The sequence below is a fragment of the Vibrio penaeicida genome, from assembly GCF_019977755.1.
Classification (GTDB): Bacteria; Pseudomonadota; Gammaproteobacteria; order Enterobacterales; family Vibrionaceae; genus Vibrio; species Vibrio penaeicida.
Window position 1 is genome coordinate 74,465 of record NZ_AP025144.1, and the last position, 24,769, is coordinate 99,233.

17 protein-coding genes are annotated in these 24,769 nt (G+C 42.5%); 8 read left to right on the top strand and 9 right to left on the bottom strand.

Annotation, left to right across the window (positions count from 1 at the left end; genetic code table 11):
* The first annotated feature begins 565 nt into the window (after positions 1-565).
* Positions 566-1,807: an HlyD family secretion protein gene (locus LDO37_RS00360; protein ID WP_224055291.1), complete on the top strand. Its 1,242-nt coding sequence runs from the start codon at positions 566-568 to the stop codon at positions 1,805-1,807.
* The gene (locus LDO37_RS00365; RefSeq protein ID WP_126609045.1) at positions 1,804-3,945 is read left to right on the top strand and encodes a peptidase domain-containing ABC transporter; all 2,142 of its coding nucleotides are present in this window, start codon (positions 1,804-1,806) and stop codon (positions 3,943-3,945) included. Before LDO37_RS00360 ends, LDO37_RS00365 begins: the two co-directional genes overlap by 4 nt.
* A 1,959-nt stretch (positions 3,946-5,904) precedes the next feature.
* Here the strand turns inward: LDO37_RS00365 and LDO37_RS00370 are convergent.
* Together LDO37_RS00370 and LDO37_RS00375 are read right to left on the bottom strand one after the other, a co-directional pair.
* A complete protein-coding gene (locus tag LDO37_RS00370; RefSeq protein WP_126610066.1) occupies positions 5,905-6,612 on the bottom strand; it encodes a helix-turn-helix transcriptional regulator in 708 nt (235 codons plus the stop codon).
* Positions 6,613-6,845: 233 nt separating this feature from the next.
* Entirely contained in the window at positions 6,846-7,760 is a 915-nt protein-coding gene (locus tag LDO37_RS00375; protein WP_126610065.1) for a LysR substrate-binding domain-containing protein, read from the bottom strand.
* Between the two features lie 172 nt (positions 7,761-7,932).
* Between LDO37_RS00375 and LDO37_RS00380 the strand changes: the two genes are divergently transcribed.
* The 4 genes from LDO37_RS00380 to LDO37_RS00395 all read left to right on the top strand — a co-directional run bounded on the left by LDO37_RS00380 (position 7,933) and on the right by LDO37_RS00395 (position 11,176).
* On the top strand, positions 7,933-8,826 hold the full coding sequence (locus LDO37_RS00380) for an aldo/keto reductase (protein ID WP_126610067.1): 894 nt from the start codon (positions 7,933-7,935) through the stop codon (positions 8,824-8,826).
* 355 nt (positions 8,827-9,181) lie between these two features.
* The gene (locus LDO37_RS00385) at positions 9,182-9,622 is read left to right on the top strand and encodes a hypothetical protein (RefSeq protein ID WP_126610064.1); all 441 of its coding nucleotides are present in this window, start codon (positions 9,182-9,184) and stop codon (positions 9,620-9,622) included.
* On the top strand, positions 9,615-10,997 hold the full coding sequence (locus LDO37_RS00390; protein WP_224055292.1) for a leucine-rich repeat domain-containing protein: 1,383 nt from the start codon (positions 9,615-9,617) through the stop codon (positions 10,995-10,997). Before LDO37_RS00385 ends, LDO37_RS00390 begins: the two co-directional genes overlap by 8 nt.
* 2 nt (positions 10,998-10,999) lie before the next feature.
* Entirely contained in the window at positions 11,000-11,176 is a 177-nt protein-coding gene (locus LDO37_RS00395) for a hypothetical protein (RefSeq protein ID WP_185829871.1), read from the top strand.
* Between the two features lie 125 nt (positions 11,177-11,301).
* Here LDO37_RS00395 and add read toward each other — a convergent pair whose 3' ends face one another.
* The 6 genes from add to glnA all read right to left on the bottom strand — a co-directional run bounded on the left by add (position 11,302) and on the right by glnA (position 19,821).
* Entirely contained in the window at positions 11,302-12,303 is a 1,002-nt protein-coding gene (gene add, locus LDO37_RS00400; protein ID WP_101114612.1) for an adenosine deaminase, read from the bottom strand.
* Positions 12,304-12,399: 96 nt separating this feature from the next.
* Complete coding sequence (locus LDO37_RS00405) at positions 12,400-14,952, bottom strand: phosphodiesterase GepA (RefSeq protein WP_126608761.1); 2,553 nt, start codon at positions 14,950-14,952, stop codon at positions 12,400-12,402.
* Positions 14,953-15,053: 101 nt separating this feature from the next.
* A complete protein-coding gene (gene glnG, locus LDO37_RS00410) occupies positions 15,054-16,463 on the bottom strand; it encodes a nitrogen regulation protein NR(I) (protein WP_126608760.1) in 1,410 nt (469 codons plus the stop codon).
* A gap of 28 nt (positions 16,464-16,491) precedes the next feature.
* Complete coding sequence (gene glnL / locus LDO37_RS00415) at positions 16,492-17,547, bottom strand: nitrogen regulation protein NR(II) (protein ID WP_126608759.1); 1,056 nt, start codon at positions 17,545-17,547, stop codon at positions 16,492-16,494.
* A gap of 106 nt (positions 17,548-17,653) precedes the next feature.
* Positions 17,654-18,220, bottom strand: coding sequence for a DUF4124 domain-containing protein (locus tag LDO37_RS00420; RefSeq protein ID WP_126608758.1), 567 nt, complete (start codon positions 18,218-18,220; stop codon positions 17,654-17,656).
* A gap of 191 nt (positions 18,221-18,411) precedes the next feature.
* Positions 18,412-19,821, bottom strand: a complete 1,410-nt coding sequence (gene glnA, locus LDO37_RS00425) for a glutamate--ammonia ligase (RefSeq protein WP_126608757.1) — start codon at positions 19,819-19,821, stop codon at positions 18,412-18,414.
* Positions 19,822-20,335: 514 nt separating this feature from the next.
* Here glnA and typA point away from each other — a divergent pair.
* Together typA and LDO37_RS00435 are read left to right on the top strand one after the other, a co-directional pair.
* Positions 20,336-22,165: a translational GTPase TypA gene (gene typA / locus LDO37_RS00430; protein WP_104400271.1), complete on the top strand. Its 1,830-nt coding sequence runs from the start codon at positions 20,336-20,338 to the stop codon at positions 22,163-22,165.
* A gap of 376 nt (positions 22,166-22,541) precedes the next feature.
* Positions 22,542-24,452, top strand: a complete 1,911-nt coding sequence (locus LDO37_RS00435) for a M4 family metallopeptidase (RefSeq protein WP_126608756.1) — start codon at positions 22,542-22,544, stop codon at positions 24,450-24,452.
* 61 nt (positions 24,453-24,513) lie between these two features.
* Here the strand turns inward: LDO37_RS00435 and LDO37_RS30265 are convergent, their stop codons facing one another.
* Positions 24,514-24,609, bottom strand: a complete 96-nt coding sequence (locus tag LDO37_RS30265; RefSeq protein WP_317982702.1) for a hypothetical protein — start codon at positions 24,607-24,609, stop codon at positions 24,514-24,516.
* Between the last annotated feature and the right edge of the window lie 160 nt (positions 24,610-24,769).

Below are 24,769 nucleotides of genomic sequence, written 5' to 3' on the forward strand. Positions count from 1 at the left end.
AACCAAATATATTAAGGTTATTTAGGTATATACCTACCAAATATAATAGCTACTAGAAATAGGACTATAAGATTTGAGAGTTTTTATTTTTTCTGGTTTTTATAGAATGAAAACACTTAAGGAAAACAAGTAAAGAAGGAATTCAAATGAAAGAAATTAATTTAGAAGAATTAAATGAAGTAACAGGCGCATATATGATTGGTGGCTGTTTTCCATTCCCAACTAAAAAGCCAAAACTATTTTAATAAGGAAATAAAATGAAAGTAATTAAAAAAGAAACAACGAAAAAAGTAAATGGCGCCATTGTTGAAGGTGGCTGTGTTATGAACCCTTGGGAGAGAAAATAATGAAAGTCCTTGATCTAAAAATGTTGAACGCCGTTTCTGGTGGTAGCCAATGGGTTGTGTGTGATTTTGGTGAAACCACAGAGTGAAGGTGAAGCTATGGACAATGCGAATTGCATTAAGTCAGCCAGTCACTACCCAGGTAAGAACAGTCGATCGGACTCGCGTCTGTTCTTAAAAAACCGCGTAGTGGAATAGCCAAACGTTGAGCCGGAGGGAGTATGTCTGAAGAATCGTTATTCAGAAAAAAAGCCAAAGAAGCCTATTTTAAAAGGCTGGATGGCAAAGTCATTATAAATACGCATTTGTCACATTGGTGGGTTACGTTGCTCATCGCCTTAATTGTTACCTTTGTGGTGCTATTTATTAGTTTTGGTTCTTACTCTCCAAAGGCTCAGGCGACGGGGTATTTACTCCCTGAAAATGGGCTAAGTGAGGTGTACTCAACATCGAACGGGTATTTGAGTGAGGTGTACATAGAGGAGGGGCAGTTAGTCAAAAAAGGGCAGCCGTTGGCAACGATAAGCTATGAGCGGTATGTCGAAACAGGTGAGGCGAGTAGCCACCAATTAAGAGCTCTGACAAAACAAATGATAACGACACTGAATCACCAGATTCAGACAACCAATGATATTTACCAATCTAAAATGTCATTGATTGATAATAAAAAGAAAATGCAGAATTCAACGATATCCCGTAATGGAAATCGGCTTAAGAATATAAATAATAAAATAAGAATAGAAAGTAAGAAATACAATAAATTAAACACACTATATAAAGATAAATATATATCTGAAGATGTTTTGCTTCAACAAGAAGTCTTACTCTCAACACTCAATATAGAGAGAGATGATCAGCTGTCGCAATTGGATATTGCCAAGCAAGAATTATTAGCGCTGAACGTAGAACACGAACTATTGGAGCGTCAGCGTAAAACTGAAATAGCGAACTTAGAACAAAAAATCGATCAGCTAGAGCATTCGGAAATAGAAAGCCTGAGCAGTAAAGGTGAAACGTTAATTGCCAAAGTGTCTGGCAGGGTACGCTCTGTCGCCGTAAGACCCGGTGAACGTATTGAACTCGACACACTGGCGATGACCATTGTGCCAGAAGAGAGTGAACTGCACGTCGAAATGCAAGTGTCTTCAAACAGCTTAAAAATGGTGGAAGTCGGGCAAGAAGTACAAGTGAAGTTATCGGCTTTCCCTTACCAAAAATACGGAACATTAACGGGTGTAGTCAGCTACATCGCGGATACGGCAAGTGTCGATAAAGATTCGGCAAAAGCAGCAAGCTACAGGCTATTAGTGAGTTTGCCGCAGCAAAGCATTGTGGATGGATCGATTCGTCATGACCTAACAGTAGGCATGCAAGCAATCATCGATATCAAAGGGAAGTCCATGCCTATCATGACATGGCTATTGGAACCAATTCGGTACGCAAAGGAGCAATTTGAAATATGAGTTTTTTAAGTAATCTGAATTTTTCATTCAAAAACAAATTGCCCGTCTATTACCAAAGTGAAGTAGCGGAGTGTGGATTAACCTGTATCGCGATGATTGCTACGTATCACGGATACAAAACAGACATCGATACATTGCGACAGCGCTTCCCCCTGTCGCAGAAAGGAACGGGTCTCAATGTACTGATTGATATCGCCTCAACATTGAAATTGAGTACAAGACCTCTCCAATTGGACATGGAGCATCTAACCGAACTGAAGCTGCCTGCACTGCTGCACTGGAACTTCGATCACTATGTTGTGTTGAAATCTGTAGGTAAAAAGCACTGCATCATTCATGACCCAGCGCTTGGTGAGCAAAAAGTATCGCTGGAGCAGGTATCAGAACAATTTACCGGTGTTGCGCTGGAGTTTATGCCAGCAGAAGAATTCGAAGAAGTTAATGAAACAACGGAATTAGGCATCCGCCACTTGTGGTCAAGAATTCAAGGGTTACTGCCATCCATTACACAAATTTTAGCGCTAACGGCTTTTATCCAGATATTTGCTTTGTTAACCCCTTATTTTATCCAGCTAACGATAGATGAGGTTATTACCACCGGAGATAGCGACTTATTGATGGTACTCGGTATTGCGTTTGTGAGCTTACACCTATTTAGGGCAATCACATTTGCACTACGAAGCTGGGTGGTCACGTTTGTCGCGACGCAACTGAATTACCAGCTCAGCAATAACTTGTTTACGCACCTTATTCGATTGCCGTCAGACTTTTTTGCGAAGCGACACATTGGAGACATTACAAGCCGATTCTCATCGTTAGATGAAGTCAATCGAATGCTCTCTACCGGATTTGTGGAAGCCTTTATTGATGGCGTGATGATGCTGACTGCCATAGGGATCATGTACTACTACAACGCATCATTAGCCAATGTGGTCATGATTATGCTGGTGGCATATGTTGCACTGAGAACTCTGCTCTTTAAACCCATTAGAAGAGCTGTTCGAAACAAGCTGATAAACCAAGCGAATGAAGACTCGTACTTTTTAGAAAGCATCCGAGCGATACAAACTGTTAAATGTTTTGGTCATGAAGCGGAGCGAGTATCAGGGTGGCAAAACCGATACGCAGATCAAATGAATGCTTCGGTAAGAAGCGAGCGACTGGGCATTATCCATAAATCGGCAGACCTATTTATCACAGGTGTAGAGCATGTACTGATTATTTGGATAGGCAGCATGTTAGTGATGGACCATGCAATGACCATTGGTATGTTGTATGCCTTCTTAAACTACCGACAAATGTTTTCAGACCAGTCACGTTCACTAGTGGAAAAGTGGTTCGAATTCAGAATGCTAAAGCTTCACTTGTCACGAGTTACCGACATTGTGATAGCGAAAAAAGAAGAACATGTACACAGCGAACGTGCCAAATTAGAACCGATTAAAGGTGGTATTAAGCTTGAGAACGTCGCGTTCAGATACAGCCCTAATGATGATGATGTGATTGATGGTTTCGACTTAGAAATACAGCCCGGTGAATCCGTGGTGCTCACCGGAAACTCAGGATGCGGTAAGTCCACACTAATGAGAATGCTCACAGGGTTGGACCAGCCGACAAAAGGCAAAGTGCTGGTCGATGATATTGCTTTACAACACATGGGGTTAGCCGCTTATCGAGACGACATCGCAACGGTGATGCAGGACGACCAATTGCTCAGCGGTACGATACTGGACAACATTACTATGTTTGATAAAACACCCAATTTAGAGCAGGTAGGTAGGGCAGCTGGGCTCGCTGCGATAGGACAAGAAATTATGAAGATGCCCCTAGGCTTTCAAACCCTGATAGGGGATCTAGGTAGCACTCTCTCGGGTGGACAGAAACAGCGGATATTATTGGCAAGAGCCTTTTATAAACAGCCGAAAATACTGTTTTTAGATGAAGCTACCAGCAGCCTAGATACAGAAAACGAAAAACACATTAACAACGTTATCAAAAAAATGGGCATCACCCGAATTTCGATAGCTCACCGCAAAGAGACCATTGAGATGCACGATCGTGTCATCAAATTAGGTGAAAAAGGGCAGATACTCAGCGACAACAGACAGGAAAAACCAAAACTCGAAGCTTTGGCATAAGGAAATAACATGAAACAACTGACTCAATTACAAGTGAAAGAAATTAAAGGCGGATCTCATCAAGTTGATTTTGATAGAACGGTGTGTATTTAGGAATTAATTATGAAAGAAGTAACTAAAGAAGAAATCATTAATATCGTGAATGGTGGTATGGGAAATACTTATTCGAATAACCCTTTTTAAACGATTTGCTAGATAATATTCGAGATATAAATTTAAATAAATAAGAGTGTGTATTATGAAAGAAATAAGCGTAAATGATGTGAAAAAAGTAATAGGTGCAGGCACATGTTATGGCTGGGATACAGGTAGTGCATGCATTGGTATCTATGTACGATCTCCAGGTGAAAGATAAACTTCATCGAATATTACAAATTAAAATAGTAATAGTATAAAAAAGTAGGAATTAAAAAATGAAAGAACTAAATACAAATGAAGTTGAAAAAGTAACAGGTGCTGGTACGTGTTATGGTTGGGATACGGGTAATGCATGCATTGGTATCTACGTTAGAAATTAGTAAAAGAAGACAACTCCTCAATATTAACTTTTAGATAAATTAGTTATCAACCTCTAATGGTATATTTTTTAAATCTATCATGAGCTGGTAATAGGGACTTTATTTTCTAATACAATATGGAAATAGGAATTAAAAATGAAAGAGCTTACAACAGCAGAATTAGAAATGGTTTCAGGTGCTCGCTGGCAGCACGTTAAAGATTTCGTATTAGGCTTCATGTCAGAATTTTAATTGGAAAGGAATATAAAATGAAAGAGCTTACAACAACAGAATTAGAAATGGTTTCAGGTGCTCGCTGGCAGCACGTTAAAGATTTCGTATTAGGCTTCATGTCAGAATTTTAATTGGAAAGGAATATAAAATGAAAGAGCTTACAACAGCAGAATTAGAAATGGTTTCAGGTGCTCGCTGGCAGCACGTTAAAGATTTCGTATTAGGCTTCATGTCAGAATTTTAATTAGAAAGGAATATAAAATGAAAGAGCTTACAACAACAGAATTAGAAATGGTTTCAGGTGCTCGCTGGCAGCACGTTAAAGACTTCATCCACGGTTTTATTTCAGAATTTTAATACGTAAGGAATAGATAAATGAAAGAACTGAATACTCAAGAAATACAAGATGTAAACGGTACTTGCTCATCATGCTACGCATCAGGTCAAGCTTTAGCTCAAGCGATTAAAGAATTTTTTGCATAAGGAAACTAACAATGAAAGAACTGAATACTCAAGAAATACAAGATGTAAACGGTGCTTGCTCATCATGCTATGCCGCTGGACAAGGGTTAGCAAGAGCCATTAAAGAATTTTTTGCATAAGGGAAAATGACAATGAAAGAGCTGAATACCCAAGAAGTACAAGACGTTAATGGTGCTTGCTCGGCATGCTATGCCGCTGGACAAGGTCTAGCACAATTCCTTAAAGAACTATTTTAATTGTTAGGTAATCTAAAAATGAAAGAACTGAATACTCAAGATGTACAAGACGTGAATGGCGCTTGCTCGGCGTGCTATGCCGCTGGACAAGGTTTGGCACAATTCCTTAAAGAACTATTTTAATTGTTGTTAGGTAATCTAAAAATGAAAGAACTAAATACTCAAGACGTACAAGAAGTGAATGGCGCATGTTGCATCTGCTGTATTATCGAAAGAATTCTACGCTAATTAAAAGGACGAAATGATGAAAGAATTGAATACTCAAGACGTACAAGAAGTGAATGGTGCATGTTGCATCTGCTGCATTATCGAAAGAATTCTACGCTAATTAAAAGGACGAAATGATGAAAGAATTGAATACCCAAGATGTACAAGAAGTGAATGGCGCATGCCTCAACAATGTTTGTGTTTTCGACATTATTGACCGGTTGATTAACTAGTCACTTCAGTTAGAGATAAGCCTGGATCTTTTCCAGGCTCTCAATTCAACCAGACATCAGTGATTAAAACTACAGTTTATCTGGTGCAATAACGCCGCCAATGATGGCTTTAGCGATAGCATGATGTCGGTTGACCGCATCCAATTTATTGATGCAATTCTTGATATGGAAATTGATTGTACTTTCAGACACCCCAATGATTTGAGAAGCTTCCCAAGAGGTTTTACCTTCGGCGGTCCAAGTCAGTACTTCTTTTTCTCTGTCTGTTAAGGTTTTTGGTTCACACACATTCACTCGGCTCATAGCAGAATGAAGGTAAGGCCAAATAGAAAGCATGTTCGTTTCAATTTCAAATGCTTTATCATCCGGTATGTGTTCACTGTTCGCGATAGAAAACACACCGATAGTGCCGCCTTTCCCATGGATAGGAATTGAAATTCCATCTTTTAGCCCATATTCGACGGCTTTTTCCATGACTTCTTGTTGGTCTGTTGGCATAGCATCAAAGTCGCGGTGCCACAATATCGGAGCGACACCACTTTTGGCATACTCCAATACAGGATCGCTTTGGCGGTAATTGTGTTCGAAGTACCACTCCATCCAATCTTCTGGATAGTTGTTGATCAAAAACACATCGTAATGCTGTGTGTTTAATGGGGTAAATAATGCGATTAGGTAGTAATCGACTCCGAGTGTTTCAGTAATGTCGGCACATAGCCGTTTTAACTGAGGTTGAGTGGTCACTCCGTGACTACTTGAAATTAACTGTTTAACCATTCACTAGCTCCCTCTCTAATGGTTATTTATTCCCTGAATTTGTAGCATTATTCAATGTTTTGGTAGCCAGTAAGTATAATCTTATCAATTCATTAGATTCTTATGTCATGCCGTCAATAGTATTGAAGTGCGAGTGATCTCACTGCATTTCGCTATATATTTTGAAACTGGCTGATCAAAAGCAAAGAAGTTGTCCAATAATCCATAGAGTGAATTGAGCTAAAGTTCGGGACTCAACGTGGTGAATGAGAGTTTACCCAGCTTTGCAAAAACTGAATAAAAGCTAAAAGTGCTTCACTGTGCTTGAGCTGTTGGGGAAAAACCAAGTAGATCTCTCTTTTTTGGCTATAGTAAGGCTCCAATATTGCTGATAATTGCCCTCGGTTCAGTGCCGGTTTAACAAGATAATCAGGCAGTTTAATGATGCCTTCACCCTCTATTGCGGCGTCATAAAGTAAAAAGTTGTCGTTGGCGTAAAACGTTCCTTTTGTTTCAGTTTCCTTTATCGTTCCTTGATCCGTGTATTGCCACGTCGTGAGGTGTGGGTCTGACAAACAGTTGTGTGAGCGCAAATCGTCAGGTGTTAATGGCGTGCCAAAGGTGTTGAGATAATCTGGCGAGGCACAACATACATGTCGGTAGTCCATTAAATGCTTGGCTATCATGTTTTCTGGCGGGGTACTTGTCGCTCTTATCGCAAGGTCAAAAGGCTGTTGAGTCAGATCTTGATTTGTGTAGCCAACATCGATATCAAAAGTGATGTCTGGGTGGAGTTTTCGAAAGGCTCGGCACGCAGGCACCAAGTAACGTTGCCCAAAAATAGCCGCACTGGTGATGTTTAACTTCCCTTCGATGGCAGAAGCAGACTGCCTAATCTCTCTCTCCATAAGATTAACGGAAGAGGTAACACCTTGCATTTGCAGCAATACTTTTTGTCCTGATTGAGTCAGCCTAACGCTTCGCGTTGTACGTATCAGTAAGGTGACATCAAGATCGCGCTCTAAGGCATTAATTTGGGTAGACAAATAGCTGCGTGAAATCCCCAATTTATCGGCAGCTTGCCCAAAATTCAGGCATTCCGCCACAACACTGAATAAATAATAGCGTTCGAATCGTTTATGCAATCGCATCTCTTGTGGCAGTTTCATCTTTCACCCAAACCATGAAGTCTCTATTGTTCCTTATAGTACATTTTATTGTTCTCTATAAAGAATAGTTAATTCTGAATGTGAGGTTTAATCGCAACAAAGCACCGTCTAATATTTAGGTATTACGTTTATGAGGTTTGAGGTGAAAATGTCTAATTATCAACAAAATAGTATGGGTGTATATCAAAACGACCCGTTAGCTGATATTGAATTTATACAAGGGTATTGGCGAATGGGTGAGTGGGGGATGTCACCTGCTCAGAGGCTAGATTTTGTTAAGCAGCACATAGAGTTGGGAATAACCACCGTAGATCATGCTGCTATTTATGGCGGTGATGTCCCTTGCGAAGCCTTGTTTGGTGAGGCACTAGCACTTGAGCCCTCCATCCGGGAGCAACTCCATATCATTACTAAGTTAGGCATTATCGCTCCTCAAACCGAAGGGGGAATTGCGTACTATGACAGCGGTCGTGGTGAGATAATCGGATCGGTAGAGCGCTCACTCAATCAGCTGGGTGTAGAGCATGTCGATACACTGTTATTGCACCGACCTGATATTTTGCTTCAACCAGAAGAGGTCGCCGAAGCATTTGAAGTGTTAAGACGCTCAGGTAAAGTGTTGAATTTCGGTGTTTCTAACTTCACGACACATGAGTTTTCTTCTCTTCAATCCTATTTAGATGTCACGTTAGTGACCAACCAAGTAGAGATTAACCCCATCAACATGCAAAGCCTCGAAGATGGAACATTGCATCAGTTGCAAGCTCAACGTCGCCGCCCAATGGCTTGGTCATGTTTGGCTGGAGGCAACCTTTTCAACTCATCAACTGAGCAAGATAACCGCGTGCTGACTGTGCTGGAAGAGATAAAAGAAGAAGTGTCTGCCGATTCGATTGATCAAGTGGTGTTTGCTTGGGTGATGGCGTTACCCTCACGCCCAATCCCTATCATTGGAAGTGGTAAAATAGAACGCGTAAAAACCGCAGTCGCAGCCAAAAACATCTCGTTAATCCGTGAACAATGGTATCGAGTATGGACCGCTTCTAAAGGGCATGGTGTTGCGTAGATTTCAAGCTTCATAAAACTTCATAGGAAGGTGAAAGCCTTCCTTCGTCTTTGCCTTTGTCTTAAAAGCCCTACTTCTCTTCTACGCCCCAACGATAAGTAACTCTTGTATCAGTTACATTCCTAGTCAAGATTTATGAGAACCCCGCTCAACTTTTTTTACTGAATAGCCTTCTTTAATTCATACGCCTTAGGTTGCGATACGTGATGCATATATAATCGACGAAAGGTTTTTTTCACAGACAGATAACAACCCTATCCATACCATAGAAGACTATCACCAAGACGGTGTAATAAGCAGTAAAGGCGTTAATCTTGGTAAGCTCTCATGGCGTGCAATTATTCCACTTTACTTAATGAAAACACCAGATGGGAAAGCTCTGTATTCACGAGAGCAAATTAAAGAACGTGTTGATTTTGATATTGCGTGGTTACGAACTCTTTGGTTTGATGGCATACATAGCGTCGACCATGTGATTGATTACTATGAAGAGGTCAAAGCTAGAACTAAATACAATGAAGAAAAATTTGGTCCTCCTGAACTCATTAAAAATCTATCTTTTAATGAAGTGAATTTTGGCACCCAAAACGATCCCTCTTTACTTTATATTGGGCTGCAAGAAACGTGTTATTCCAATTTAGGCTGTAAATATCTGGAGCATCAAGCCATTTATGTTCTTCTCGAAATGGGGATTTTTACGCCACCAGAAAATCAACCGTTCTATAAATCACATTTATGGAATCACGCACATTTTAATGTGAAGCCCACATTGATAAAAAGGGTTAATTTTGATTAGTAAGCTATTAATTTCAATATTTATTTTCTACTCATTTCCGTTGATCGCTTATGAAATGACAGAGCGAAAAATGATACTAAGCTACTCATCTGAGGCTAAGAGCTTTGTTGAAATACATGATGGATATATAGGGTATTCGTACGTTTTAGAAGCAGGAAAACGTATGAATTATTTACCTGAATCAGAATCTATAATTGATAATAGTTCTGTAGTTCGGATGTTTAAGAGAGCATCTTTTAATGGTGGTAAGTATATAAACTTTTATAATTATAAGAAATATAAAAATCATGTTGTAATTAATGAAAATGGACACATAATCCAACTAGTTCTTCATATATTATCTAATAAGCAACATAGTCATAGAGAATTAATGGATTTTATATCATCCCTTAAAAGCTTGGAATATTTGTCATTAGAGTTTAATAATAGTAAAATAAAAGAATTAGATCTAACTACATTAAAAAATCTGAAACAAGTAAGAATAAATAAATTAAGCGATGGAATTATAAGTCTACCAATAGAAAGCAAACTTGAAGTTTTAGATTTATATTCAGAAAAAGAAATAAAAATAAATAATATAAAATATCAGGAATATATTAAAGCATCCTCTTTAGTTGGTGCTTATATGAGGCTTTCTGATTTTGAAGAGCTTAATAACCTTGAAGTATTAGACTTGTTTTACTCTAGAGATAATACTTTGGATACAGAGGTGATATTTAATTTATCAAATCTTGGTAAATTGGAATCATTATACTTGCCGACTGAGAAAAACGTAAAGTCCATTGGGTTGAAAGGTCTAGTTAATCTTAAGAAACTAAGTTTTGGTTCAGATAATGACTACTCGCATACCATTATTCCAGAGAATGTAGAGTATGTAATTGCTGGTGGTGAAATAAACAATAGTATTCCAGACTTTTCTAAAAATAATAAGTTAAAGAAACTTATCCTGAAGAATACTTCCATAAAAAACTTAAAAGGACTTAGTAATCTTCCTAAATTGGAGGAGATAATTATTGAACATAGTAAACTTGAAACTATGGATGGACTCAAAAATCTTCCTTCTCTCAAAAAATTAACATTTTACGGTGGAAACCTAACTGAAATTGGAAAAATGGAAGGTGTGGAAAATTTGGAGGAGTTGGTAATTACACGAAATAAAATTAAAGAAGTGAAAAATGTTAACCATCTTTCATCTTTAACATTTCTCCGTTTATTTAATAATCAAATTGATACGTTGGATTTTAATGAAGTAAAAGATCTTGCTTATTGTGGAATTGGTCTCCTATATAACCCTATTGAAAAAACCATGACAAAAGAAGACGAGGAAAAATTAGAGAATTTATATGAATACGGCAATATTAACGGGAAACAATGATCATGATCTATATTCAAATTATTGCCGTTATTACGCTTCTCATTAACTTCGTAATGAGTACTATCCATGAGTTTTCAGACGGCGAAGAAACGTTTATGGATTACGCGAGTATTTTGGTATTGAGCTACATTATTGTTCTGGTAGTGAATAAGCTATTTTTCAGGCGTGATGATACGTAGATGATTAAATCGATAATTCAACTAATGTTACTCAAAGCATGTTGAATCAAGTATATTTAAGCGATTTTTTTACCGCTTATAAGAAAGGAGGCTTTCGCCTCCTTTCTTCTTTAATTTTCTAACTATCAGCGATTTTTTGCCATTTCACGTAGCGCTTCTTTCTCAGCGTCGGATAGGAATGCGATGTCCAAGCCATTGATTTGTGCTTGGCGAATTTGCTCTTGGCTCAAGCCTGCTGCTGGAGCTGCCACTTCAAATTCATAAGGCTGCTCAATACCTTCAACTGCTGGGTCATCGGTATTAATACACGCTTTCACGCCGTGCTCTAGGAAGGTTTTCAGCGGGTGGTTAGCCAGTGAATCAACCGTGCTGGTTTGGAAGTTAGACGTTAGGCAAGATTCAATACCAATACCGTGTTCAGCAAGGTAATCCATCAACTTAGGATCGTGAATCGCTTTCACGCCGTGCCCGATACGGACAGCGCCAAGTTCTTGAATCGCTTGCCACATACTTTCTGCACCTGCTGCTTCACCTGCGTGAATTGTAACTTGTAAGCCTGCGTCTTGAACCTGCTTGAAGTGGTTAATAAAGCGATCACCTGGTTGACCAAGTTCATCACCGGCTAGGTCAATAGCAACCAATTTGTCTTTGTGTGCAAGTAAACCGTCCAGTTCTTGTTGGCAAGCATCTTGGCCAAACGTACGGCTCATAATTCCGATAAGGTTGGTTTTTACACCGTAGTCGCGTGAACCAGCTTGTACCCCATCAATAACCGCTTCTACTACACCTTCAATAGGCAGTTTGTGTTTCATTGCCATGTAGTAAGGCGAGAAACGAAGCTCAGCGTAATCGATTTGAGCATTCAATGCGTCTTCTACGTTTTCGTAAGCAATACGACGGCATGCATCCAAGTCACCCAGTACGGCTACACCCCAGTCTAACTTGGACAGAAATGCAACGAGTGAAGGCTCAGCTTCAACAATTTGTACGTGCGGACGAAGCGCTTCCAAATCGTATGCGGGAAGTGCCACGCCAAATTTTTTGCCAAGATCAAGAATCGTCTGGCTACGGACGTTACCGTCGAGGTGGCGGTGAATATCAGTTAAAGGCAGGTTTTTGGTGATCATGTTTACTTCCTAAATGCGACGAGTTTCGGCTAATTCGCCTAAGTATAAAAATCATTTAGTAAACTGTCAGTACCATAAGAACAGATTATTGTTTGATCAGTGCTGCTTTTCTTTAATGTTCACTAAATCTGTTGGCCATTCTGAGAAAGGAACCGGTCGGCTAAACAAAAATCCTTGCGCTTGAGGGCAGTCGAGTAAGCGGAGAAGTTCGGCTTGCTCTGTGGTTTCGACCCCTTCAGCCACAAGATTCACCTTGAAGCCCTTTGTGATGTTCACAATAGCGGCGACGACAGACGTTTCTATTTGCTCCCTTTCTAATTGAACGATGAACGATCGGTCGATTTTCAAGCAATCAAAGGGCAATTTGTGGAGATAAGCAAGCGATGAATAACCAGTTCCAAAGTCATCAATGGCAATCTTAATGTTTAAGTCTTTAATGGCTTGCATGTTTTTCAAGATAATCGGGTCATTATCGACGATTCTCGATTCTGTAATCTCAAGCGTTAAGTTTTGGGCGTTTAGCCGTGTGTACTTAAGCACCATTTCCAACTCTTCAGTAAACCCTGGTTGGGATAATTGATTCACGGAGAGGTTAACATGCAAGCTGAATTCGGGGTGCCATTGCCCATTTTGAATGGCATTGGCGGTATCACTGCATGCTTTCAGTAAGATTTGCGAACCAATGTCGCCAATTAAGCCGCTTTCTTCTGCAACAGGGATAAAGTCGAGAGGTGGTACGACCCCATTTTCTTCCGAGACCCAACGCGCCAAGGCTTCAGCTCCTAGGATTTCACCACTTTCTAAATCAATGATGGGCTGATAAAACGGGACAAATTCACTGTTGGCAATCGCTTCATTTAGGTTGGCGAGAGTTTGTGTTTTCTTACGAGAAACATCGGCCATTTCAGGGCGGTAGTACACAACGCGGAGCGCGTCCTGCTTGGCGTGGCTTAAGGCGATGCTGCTGTTGCGTAGCCATGTGCTCATATCATTTTTATCGCAGGATAAAACAATACCTATGGAGACATTGACGACCACTGTCTCCGTACCCATATTGAATGGTGAGCTAAACGACTGTTTTATTCGAGTGACTAACTGCTCGACTGCCATTTCAGAGCCATTTCTAGGATCATAAATAGCGAACTCATCACCTGCGACTCTGGCAAGCAATACGCGTTCGTGGCAAATATTCTTTAATCGCTGAGCAATAATGGTTAACAGTTGATCGCCACTGTAATGACCTAAGCTGTCGTTGATGTCTCGGAAGCGATCGATGCCAATGAGAATCAAAGATCCAGGTAGAGAAGATTTCAGATTACTGCTCGTTTCGATGAGACCTTGGCGGCTGTAGAGCTGAGTTAAAGAGTCGTAGACCAACTGAGTTCGTAGTGCTTCAAATGACGCCTTTAAGTTTTGAGTCATGTTGTTGAATGCCGACACCAACATGCTGGTTTCAAAGACTTTGCCCGGTTCTGGCATCGGGCTGTCCCAATCGCCTTTAGCTATTTCTCGCGCTGCGTTCGCTGTCGTTGTAATTGGGTGTGTAATGCGATTGAACACCAATACACCGATCAAAAAGCCCAATAAGCTGAAGGTCATACCAATCAGCCAACCACGTTGTTGTTGCTCTGGTAAGTCACCTAACAAATCGTGCTCAGAAATGGTAACGACAATGTACCATTCCAGACCGTATGGGTTGGTGTAGCGAGACAATTTATTGAAGTAGCGATCCCCATTGGCAACGTAGTCAAACATTACTGGCTGACTTTTAGCTTCCAAACGGTTGCTCGCGATGTACTTTGCACTTGTTTGTACAACAGGGTTCGTACTTTCTGTCATTTGTAGCCGCTGCCCTTTTATGGTCATCGGCGTGCCTTTGGATACCACGCTAGAGTTATCCGAATGCGCCACCAAGCGGTTATCCTGATCGAAGATAAAAATGGAGGCAGCCGTTCTCTTTTTTTGGTCCACAAGGAAATTGTTGAACGTGTCGATTTTAATATCAGCGACCATGACACCAATCAGCTCATCGCTCACAATCACAGGGGTCGTTGCGGATAAGGTAATTTCTTGGCGTTCATCGGCATTGGTGTAAATGTTAGACCACGATGGGGAGCGCGATTCTGCCGCTGGGACATACCATGGACGAATTCTAGGGTCATAGCCCTGGAAGGTGGATTTGGCACCCGATTCGACATTTCTCCCCGAGTAGATAACCAAATCGTTTTCGGTGCGTTTGTCTTGAAGCATCAAGGTAAAATCAGAAGTAGGCTCTCGCCTAAAGCCGACAAACTCGCCTTCTTTACCACCAAAACCGACCACATCTAAGTGGGGGATGTTTTTGTATAAATGATTAAAACTTAAGGAGAGGAAATTCTCGATTTGATTGAGGTTACCGACCTGATACAGCCCGTTAAATTCGACGGATTTACTTAACGTAATGTTGGCTTGATAGGGCTCATCTAAAAAGATCGACAAACGGCTTTTCACGTTCTCAGTAAAAGCCATGAGCTGCTTATGGCTCAAATTAGACACCATATTCTCGAAGCTGCTCTTTTGAACGAAGGCAATTACCCCAAATGTGAACATGAACACGATCACAAAGGGTAAAATGACAGCCATTCGTAAAGTTATCTTTTTATTCGCCATTGCCCTACATACAGTTAGTGAACGCCATCCTGTAATCAAGATTGGAGGCGCTATTGTAAAGGCTAGATATCAAGCTAGCGAGTTTTTTTTGAACAATTCGACTAAATGTTTAACTCTTTTAGCTTTCTGGTGAGCGTATTCCGTCCCCATCCTAGAACTTTAGCGGCATCCTGCTTATGACCGTTAGTGTGATTTAGCGCTGTTTTTAAAAGTATACGTTCAAATTCGGGGAGTGCATAAGAAAGGAGCTCAGTTTCGCCAGAAGTCAGAGCTTCTTTCGCCCATTCTTCTAGTTGAGACTGCCAACCGCCATTTTCATGAGAATTGGGCACGGATTTTGTCTCTTCGAACAGTTCTCGCGGTAAGTCAGAAGGCAAAACTTCATTCCCGCTGGCCATTACGGTTAGCCATCGACAAATGTTTTCTAATTGACGAACGTTACCAGGCCAAGGCAGTTGGTTGAGGTTAATAACCGTATCTGGATGCAAGGTTTTCATTTCCACGCCCAGCTCTTCGGCGGCGAGGTTCAAAAAGTGTTGCGTGAGTTTCTCAATGTCTTGCTTACGTTCACGTAGAGCGGGGATGTGTACGCGGATAACATTCAGGCGATGGAAGAGATCTTCACGAAAGTCACCATCATGAACCAGCTTTTCTAGGTTTTGGTGGGTGGCTGCAATGATACGAACGTCCACATTGATGGGAGAGTGACCGCCAACACGGTAAAATTGCCCGTCTGCCAAAACTCGCAGTAAACGAGTCTGGATATCCAGTGGCATGTCGCCAATTTCATCTAGGAACAGAGTGCCGCCATTGGCTTGTTCAAAGCGCCCTTGGCGAACGGTGTTTGCCCCAGTAAATGCGCCTTTTTCATGACCAAATAACTCAGACTCGATCAAATCTTTAGGGATCGCAGCCATGTTCAAAGCAATGAAAGGGCTTTTCGCCCTAGGGCTATGGCGGTGTAAAGCATGAGCGACCAGTTCTTTACCAGTACCAGATTCGCCGTTTATTAAAACCGAAATGGAAGAACGAGATAAACGCCCAATAGCACGAAATACTTCCTGCATGGCAGGGGCTTCACCGATGATCTCTGGGGCGTCGCTGATAAGGGGATCGGTGCTTTCTTGATGCCTCTTTTGTTCGTGACTGTGCGCGATGGCGCGCTCAACGAGTGTTAGGGTCTCATCGATATCGAAAGGCTTCGGCAGGTATTCAAATGCGCCTTTTTGATAGGCGTTTACGGCTGCATCGAGGTCCGAGTGCGCCGTCATGATAATGACGGGTAAGTCTGGGTACTGCTGATGAACTTCTTTAAGTAGGTCTAAACCATCGATGCCGGGCATACGTATGTCGGACACTAGTACATCAGGTACTTGCCGTTCTAACGCCATAAGCACGCTTTCGGCATCGGCAAACGTCTCGCACTGAATTTGCGCCGAAGATAAGGTTTTTTCCATAACCCAGCGGATAGAACTGTCGTCATCAACGACCCATACAAAGCCTTTACTCATTGCGCTCTCTCCTAACAGCAATACCTGATCATTTGATTGGTAAAATTATGGTGAATGTGGTTTTTCCAGGCCAGCTTTCGACATCGATTTTTCCCTGATGCTGGTCGATTAAGTTTTGTGAGATCGATAGCCCGAGCCCTGTGCCACCCTCACGCCCACTCACCATGGGGTAAAATAGCGTGTCTTGAAGCTCGCCAGGAATACCTGGACCGTTATCGATAATGTCTAACTTGGCAGCCAGTTTGTAGCGCTGCCCATGAATGTTAGCTTGATGCACCGTTCTGGTGCGAAGCACAATTTCCCCGTGTTGTTGGTCGCCTAGAATTTGTGCGGCGTTACTGACAATGTTCAGTAATGCCTGCTCAATTTGGTCAGAATCCATCATGAGTGGCGGTAAACTCGGATCGTAATCACGCTTGATAGAGAGCGATTTTTTTGATTCTAATTCGACGAGCTGACGGACTTTTTCTAGTGCGAGGTGAAGATTGGCTTCCCGTTTCTCACCTGGCTTTTGGGGACCAAGTAAACGGTCGACCAGCGCGCGAAGCCTATCAGCCTGCTCAATAATGATTTGCGTGTATTCGCCTAGGCTTGGATCCGGCAGCATTTTGGATAAAAGCTGCGCCGCGCCGCGAAGCCCCCCTAAAGGGTTCTTGATTTCATGGGCGAGCCCTCGAACCAGAACTTTTGCAGCTTGTTGTTGAGCGTGTTGATTCAACTCTTGGCTTAATCGGCGTTGCTGACCAATCTTTCGAAGTTCAACCAACAAGAGAAGTTGCTTTTCCCAAGTAAAAGGGCTGACCGTGACTTCGACCATTGTCGGTTTTCCATCAATCACGAAGGTGACGTCGCTGTCTGTGATGCTCTGACCTGTCTGTAATGGTTGGGTCAGCATGCTCAGATCCATTGAAGCGTGTTGGATCAATTCTGCGAGCTTACAGGTTTGAAGGCGTTTTGCACTTTGTGAGAAAAGCAGTTCTGCTGCTGGGTTAGCGTAGTGCACGGCGAGCTGCTCATCTAGCAGCATGGTGGCTGTGACGATGTTATCGAGAATGGCGGTAGAGCGCAGATCGAGGGTGGTCATGTCCTTACCTTATAGTTTGCACCAAAATGGTGCGTCGCTTGTTTAGTATGGAGCATGAACCTTAAAAGAAAAAGTTAATAAGCCGAAATTGGCTCGTTAATCCTTATTATCCCGTGGATTTCACCCTCGCTCGATGCAAATGCACCGTTACTGGAGAGGTAGATGCAATAAGCTTGCCGTCTCTAACTGCTTGTACAGCAAGTACATGAGTGCCTCTATCGACATTAATAAGCTGCCACAGTGGCTTGTTTTGTGGCGCGCCGTAAGGCTTCCCATCGAGCATCAATTGGAGTCGCTCACCAATGCCCAGTTTTCGGTTTTGATCCACTTGAACATTGATGATGCCGCGATTGCTTCGGATGGTTTGATTTTGCTCTAGATTGCTAATAGAAAGAGACAGTGGAGCCGCCTTCTTTGGCTTTTTCTTTTGTTCTGCCTTGGTCTTAGCGGTCTGTTTATTTTTCAGTGGTTTTGCTGGTGTAAAAACAGGATCGGGAGCACTTGTTTTGGCGTTTGGTAAAACAAACGATTCCTTTTTATTGGCAGGGCCATCGGGGGGGGTGTCGCTGATATGAAGGATGCCGTCGTCATCGACCCATGAGTAGACAGTTTGGGCAATGGCGGCAGGAACAATCATCAAACTAAGCACAGTAAGTAGGGTGATCAGTTTCATTGTAAGCACCAGTGTAGAGTACGTTAAAAGTTATAAGCTGCGCCTCTGATTGTATTTTTAAGTAAGGTTGGGCGTCACGCTAAAATGCTGGAGTTTTAACCTAATGCTAAGGGCTTGTTAATTAGAGTGAAATATAAAAAAGGCCCGCCTGCGAGGCGAGCCTAATAATTATGTAAATAGTTACATCAATTTTACACTGAGTAGTAAAGTTCAAACTCTAGTGGGTGAGTAGTCATGTTGATTTGCTCAACTTCTTTAGACTTCAATGTGATGTAAGAATCGATGAAGTCATCAGAGAATACGCCACCTGCAGTTAGGAACTCACGATCTTCGTCTAGTGCTGTAAGCGCTTCTTGTAGAGATTCCGCAACTGTTGGGATCTCTGCTGCTTCTTCAGCTGGAAGGTCGTAAAGGTCTTTATCCATTGCTTCACCAGGGTGGATCTTGTTCTTGATACCGTCAAGACCAGCCATAAGCATACAAGCAAACGCTAGGTATGGGTTTCCTGTTGGATCTGGGAAACGTACTTCGATACGACGTGCTTTCGGGCTTGGTACCACAGGGATACGGATAGAAGCAGAACGGTTACGTGCAGAGTATGCAAGCATTACAGGTGCTTCGAAGCCAGGTACAAGACGCTTGTATGAGTTCGTAGAAGCGTTCGCGAATGCGTTGATTGCGCGAGCGTGCTTGATGATACCGCCAATGTAGTGAAGCGCCATTTCAGATAGGCCGCCGTACTTGTCGCCAGCGAATAGGTTAACACCGTCTTTCGCTAGAGATTGGTGTACGTGCATGCCGCTACCGTTGTCACCAACGAGTGGCTTAGGCATGAATGTCGCTGTCTTACCAAATGCGTGTGCAACGTTGTGTACCACGTATTTGTAAATTTGGATTTCATCCGCTTTTTCAGTCAACGTGTTGAAACGTGTAGCGATTTCGTTTTGACCAGCAGTCGCAACTTCATGGTGGTGTGCTTCAACAACTAAACCCATTTCTTCCATGATCAAACACATAGCAGAACGGATATCTTGAGATGAATCAACTGGTGCTACTGGGAAGTAACCACCTTTAACGCCTGGACGGTGGCCTTTGTTACCGCCTTCAATTTCAGAACCTGTGTTCCAAGCTGCTTCGATGTCGTCAATCTTAAAGAAAGAACCAGACATGTCAGTGTTAAATTTCACATCGTCAAATAGGAAGAATTCTGGCTCAGGACCAACAAGAACAGTGTCCGCTACGCCAGATGAGCGCATGTATTCTTCAGCGCGCTTAGCGATAGAGCGAGGGTCACGGTCGTAGCCTTGCATAGTAGCAGGCTCTAGAATGTCACAACGTACGTTTAGCGTTGCATCTTCAGTGAATGGGTCAAGAACTGCGCTTGATGCATCCGGCATCATCACCATGTCTGACTCGTTGATGCCTTTCCAGCCAGCAACAGAAGAACCATCGAACATTTTACCTTCTTCGAAGAAGTCTGCATCGATTTGGTGAGCAGGGATAGAAATGTGCTGTTCTTTACCTTTAGTGTCGGTAAAGCGTAGGTCAACAAACTTAACTTCGTTTTCTTGGATTAACGATAGAACGTTTTCTACTGACATCTTGGATAACCTCCAGTGTTATTAAAGCGTTGGTGCACAAGTTTAGTTAAACCGGCATTGATTAATTTGAACATTTAATAGCATTAATCGATGACAGTTCTGTGAAAGCTAAAAGTGTGCCAAAAAAATAGATCCTTTAAATATCATGCAGTTATAACTTCATTCGCGATTTTGGTGCTTCATGTTGCACCATAATGATCTGCGGTTGCACCAGTGTGGTGCAGTCGGAATGAGTTTGCTTACACGATAGAGTCAGACCTATTCAGCGATCAATTGGCATGTTTGTCAATCGACTTTTTACGCCTCGAAAATCAAGTTTTCGGGTATCAAAATGGTTTAATTAACTCAAATGTTACAAATAGCGCCACTTTTCACCGTTTGAGATCACATATTCCTAGGCTTTTTCCTAAAATCTGGTACATTATTGACCGTTTTTTAAATCAAGTAAGCGGCTATTCGTCATGACACAAATGTGATGGGGGAGGCGGCTTCTTTTATAAGTGAATCAAGATCCATGGCTACCCCACAGATTGATAAATTGAGAAATATCGCGATCATCGCGCACGTTGACCACGGTAAAACGACTCTGGTTGATAAATTGCTACAACAATCAGGCACCCTTGAGTCTCGCGGCGAAGCGGAAGAGCGAGTCATGGACTCGAACGACATCGAGAAAGAGCGTGGCATTACCATTCTTGCTAAAAACACAGCAATTAACTGGAATGATTACCGCATCAACATCGTAGATACCCCAGGACACGCCGATTTTGGTGGTGAAGTTGAGCGTATTATGTCGATGGTTGATTCTGTTCTGCTTATCGTTGACGCAGTAGACGGTCCAATGCCTCAGACTCGTTTCGTAACGCAAAAAGCTTTCGCACACGGTCTAAAGCCAATCGTTGTAATCAACAAGATTGACCGCCCGGGTGCTCGTCCTGATTGGGTTATGGATCAAGTATTCGACCTATTCGACAACCTAGGCGCGACCGACGAACAGCTAGACTTCCAAGTGGTTTACGCATCAGCACTTAACGGCTGGGCTACGCTAGAAGAAGGCGAAGAAGGCGAGAACATGGAACCATTGTTCCAAGCAGTTGTAGATACTGTTGAAGCGCCTAACGTTGATATCGACGGTTCACTTCAAATGCAAATCTCTCAACTTGATTACAGCTCATACGTAGGTGTTATTGGTGTTGCTCGTGTTACTCGTGGTTCTGTTAAGCCAAACCAACAAGTCACTATCGTGAGCTCCGATGGCAAGCAGCGTAACGGTAAAGTGGGTACTGTACTTGGCTACCTAGGTCTTGAGCGCCATGAAGTTGAACAAGCAAACGCTGGTGACATCATTGCAATTACAGGTCTTGGTGAACTGAAAATCTCAGACACTATCTGTGATCAAAACAACGTTGAAGCAATGAAGCCGCTTTCTGTTGATGAGCCAACTGTAACCATGACGTTCCAGGTAAACACTTCTCCGTTCGCGGGTAAAGAAGGTAAGTTTGTGACGTCTCGCAACATTCTTGAGCGTCTAGAAAAAGAATTGGTTCACAACGTAGCACTGCGTGTTGAAGAAACGGATAACCCAGATCGTTTCCGTGTATCTGGTCGTGGTGAGCTTCACCTATCTATCCTAATCGAAAACATGCGCCGTGAAGGCTTCGAGCTAGCGGTATCACGCCCAGAAGTTATCATCAAAGAAGAAGATGGTCAGCTGATGGAACCGTATGAAACGGTAACCATCGACGTGCTAGAAGAGCACCAAGGTGGCATCATGGAGAACATCGGCTTACGTAAAGGTGAGCTAACAGACATGTCTCCAGATGGTAAAGGCCGTGTACGCATGGACTTTATGATGCCTTCTCGTGGTTTGATTGGTTTCCAAACGGAGTTCCTAACGCTAACGTCTGGTTCTGGTCTTCTTTACCATACGTTCGATCACTACGGTCCACACAAAGGTGGCGTAATTGGTCAGCGTAACAATGGTGTATTGGTTTCGAACGCAACAGGTAAGGCACTGACTTACGCGCTGTTCAACCTACAAGATCGTGGTCGTCTATTTGCAGAGCACGCAGACGAAGTTTACGAAGGTCAAATCATCGGTATTCATAACCGTTCGAACGACCTAACAGTAAACTGTTTGAAAGGTAAGCAGCTAACCAACGTTCGTGCATCTGGTACAGATGAAGCGCAGGTTCTGTCTCCACCAATCAAGTACACGCTAGAGCAAGCACTTGAGTTTATTGATGAAGATGAACTAGTCGAAGTAACACCAGAAAACATTCGTATCCGTAAGAAATTACTTACTGAGAACGAACGTAAGCGTGCTGCGCGTCCAGCAAAGTAATTTATAACGCTGAAAAATAATGAAGCCCTGTCAGTTTTGCTGGCGGGGCTTTTTATGTTTATAAATCGTGTTTTTTTCTCTTCACCAATATAACTCATTCAAATATCGGAATTTTTGAGTAACTATTCAGTCAATATCTTTACTTGGAATTTGTCCTAAATTGGATGCGCCTCATGATCAATAATCAATGATGACTTTGTCATTTTCACATTCCTCACATCATCGACACATATTTCCTAAAAAGCTCTCAGTCAAATTTGTTGAATCAAAATTCTCCTTCTAAGTGTTAATAGCCTTTGGGTAGTAGGCAGATGCGTTGGGCATGGAAGTTTAATCAGTAACGTGCCTTTAACATTAAAAATCAATGGAGTGTAGAATGAAACTCAACACCACTGGGCTATTTTTAGCCCTTTCAGTCACAAGTGCGTTAACGTCCCAGGCTATTGCTGCCAATCGAGTCAACTTGGATGAAGGTGCGGAAAGAAGCCAACTAATTTCTATTTCAGAGCTGGTCGAGCAGCATCAGTTTGAAACTACGGCTTCAGTAAAACTCAATAATGACATCTCAAAAACCAAGTTACAGCAAATGTACAAAGGGATCCCTGTTTATGGTGAAAGCTTAGTTTCTACTGCGAGCGCACTTCGGTCGGCAGAGAGCTTTTCAGGCGATTTGATCACAGGAATCGAACAAGACCTTTCCGATGTGATGCCATCAATATCAGAAAATGAAAGTGTGTCCATATTGGCTCAGCATTGGAATCACGACCTGATAAAAGTCTCGCAGCCAGAGAGGAACTTAGTGATATGGCTGGACGAGAAAGACACGGCACATTTGGCGTGGCAAGTCTCTTATGTCGTCTATGCTAAAGATCCTTCCCGTCCTTATGCATTTATTGATGCTAAAAGTGGCGCCATTTTAGATACGTGGGATGCGATCGCTTTTGCACAAGGAACTGGACCTGGGGGAAACGCTAAAACAGGTCGCTATCATTTTGGTACCGATTACCCTGCGTTTGATGTGAAAGAGGTAAATGGCATTTGCAGCCTTGATTCTGCCAATGTTGAAACGTTGGATATGAAGCATCAGCAAGCGGGCGGTTCAATCCACTCCTTTAACTGTTATGAGAACACCAGTCGTGAAGTGAATGGCGCCTATTCACCACTGAACGATGCCCATGCTTTTGGACAAGTGGTGTTCAAAATGTATAAGGACTGGTATCAAACAGCGCCGCTAACCCAAAAGCTTAGGTTGCGCGTTCATTACGGTAACAGTTACGAAAACGCATTTTGGGATGGCCGCCAGATGACCTTTGGTGATGGTGCGACGCGCTTTTACCCATTGGTCAGCTTGGATGTGGTCGCCCATGAAGTCAGCCATGGCTTCACTCAGCAAAATTCCAATCTTGAATATAAAAACCAGTCAGGCGGGATGAACGAAGCGTTTTCTGACATTTCTGCTGCTGCCGCAGTTTATTACCATACCGGGAGCTTTAACTGGAAAATCGGCGATCAGATATTCAAAGGCTCAGGTTCCATGCGCTACATGGATACGCCATCACGTGATGGTAAATCCATTGATCATGCTAAGGATTACCGCCAAGGGCTGAATGTGCACTACAGCTCTGGTGTATACAACCGTTCATTTTATCTGTTGGCTAATACCCAAGGTTGGGATATTCGCAAAGCCTTCGACGTATTTGTGTTAGCTAACCAGATGTATTGGACACCTCGATCAACTTACGACCAAGGTGCCGTGGGTGTTGTGAAAGCGGCAGTAGATTTAGGGTACTGTGTCGATGACATCGTTTACGCCTTTAACAAAGTGGGAGTGAATGCTGGTGCACTGACAGGGCAAGGGTGTAAGGATATTCCTACAGATCGTCCTCCTTTAGCGGCTTTTGACGCCTCTGTATCGGGTAAGCAAGTAACGGTCACGGATCGTTCATCCGATGATAAGGGAATCGTTGGTCACCAGTGGACGTTTGGTGATGGGGCGATATCTACTCAACCTAATACCGCGCATACTTACAATGCCGCGGGTAGCTATACGGTGACCCTAACGGTCACTGATACCTCTGGGCAAACCAATTCATCGAGCCAGTCCATCACCATTGTTGATAACGGGAATTGTACGGCACCGTTGTGGGATGCTGGCACCATTTATCTGAAGGGCGACAAAGTTTCCCAAGCGGGTAAAAACTACGAAGCCAAATGGTGGACTCAAGGTGAAGACCCCACTCAAACAGGTACATGGGGAGTTTGGCGAGACCTAGGGGCTTGTCAGTAAATAAAAGAAAGTAAATAAGAGTCAGTAACTAAAAGCGAGAGGGGGCATTTCTGCTCCCTCTTTATAGTACGCCGAGTAAGCTGAGCCCGTATACGCACAGCCAAGCAGCAATACCCGCCAAAATGTCATCCAACATGATTCCCAATCCTCCTTTCAATTTTTTCGATCAATCAGACTCTGTGCTCGGCTGTTTGTTGTTCTTAATGCTGTTCTACCAACCGGAATTACCAGTGTGGATCGCCATATTCATTACCGCGACATTGGTGCATTATTTTATGAATATCGTTCTATATACCCTTAGATTAAAGTCGAGCCCT

Excerpts from the sequence above, each read along its gene's own strand:
- LDO37_RS00360 (WP_224055291.1), top strand. The coding sequence starts at position 566 with ATGTCTGAAGAATCGTTATTCAGAAAAAAAGCCAAAGAAGCCTATTTT.
- LDO37_RS00365 (WP_126609045.1), top strand. The coding sequence starts at position 1,804 with ATGAGTTTTTTAAGTAATCTGAATTTTTCATTCAAAAACAAATTGCCC.
- LDO37_RS00370 (WP_126610066.1), bottom strand. The coding sequence starts at position 6,612 with ATGGTTAAACAGTTAATTTCAAGTAGTCACGGAGTGACCACTCAACCT.
- LDO37_RS00375 (WP_126610065.1), bottom strand. The coding sequence starts at position 7,760 with ATGAAACTGCCACAAGAGATGCGATTGCATAAACGATTCGAACGCTAT.
- LDO37_RS00380 (WP_126610067.1), top strand. The coding sequence starts at position 7,933 with ATGGGTGTATATCAAAACGACCCGTTAGCTGATATTGAATTTATACAA.
- LDO37_RS00385 (WP_126610064.1), top strand. The coding sequence starts at position 9,182 with ATGAAAACACCAGATGGGAAAGCTCTGTATTCACGAGAGCAAATTAAA.
- LDO37_RS00395 (WP_185829871.1), top strand. The coding sequence starts at position 11,000 with ATGATCTATATTCAAATTATTGCCGTTATTACGCTTCTCATTAACTTC.
- add (WP_101114612.1), bottom strand. The coding sequence starts at position 12,303 with ATGATCACCAAAAACCTGCCTTTAACTGATATTCACCGCCACCTCGAC.
- LDO37_RS00405 (WP_126608761.1), bottom strand. The coding sequence starts at position 14,952 with ATGGCGAATAAAAAGATAACTTTACGAATGGCTGTCATTTTACCCTTT.
- glnG (WP_126608760.1), bottom strand. The coding sequence starts at position 16,463 with ATGAGTAAAGGCTTTGTATGGGTCGTTGATGACGACAGTTCTATCCGC.
- glnL (WP_126608759.1), bottom strand. The coding sequence starts at position 17,547 with ATGACCACCCTCGATCTGCGCTCTACCGCCATTCTCGATAACATCGTC.
- LDO37_RS00420 (WP_126608758.1), bottom strand. The coding sequence starts at position 18,220 with ATGAAACTGATCACCCTACTTACTGTGCTTAGTTTGATGATTGTTCCT.
- glnA (WP_126608757.1), bottom strand. The coding sequence starts at position 19,821 with ATGTCAGTAGAAAACGTTCTATCGTTAATCCAAGAAAACGAAGTTAAG.
- typA (WP_104400271.1), top strand. The coding sequence starts at position 20,336 with ATGGCTACCCCACAGATTGATAAATTGAGAAATATCGCGATCATCGCG.
- LDO37_RS00435 (WP_126608756.1), top strand. The coding sequence starts at position 22,542 with ATGAAACTCAACACCACTGGGCTATTTTTAGCCCTTTCAGTCACAAGT.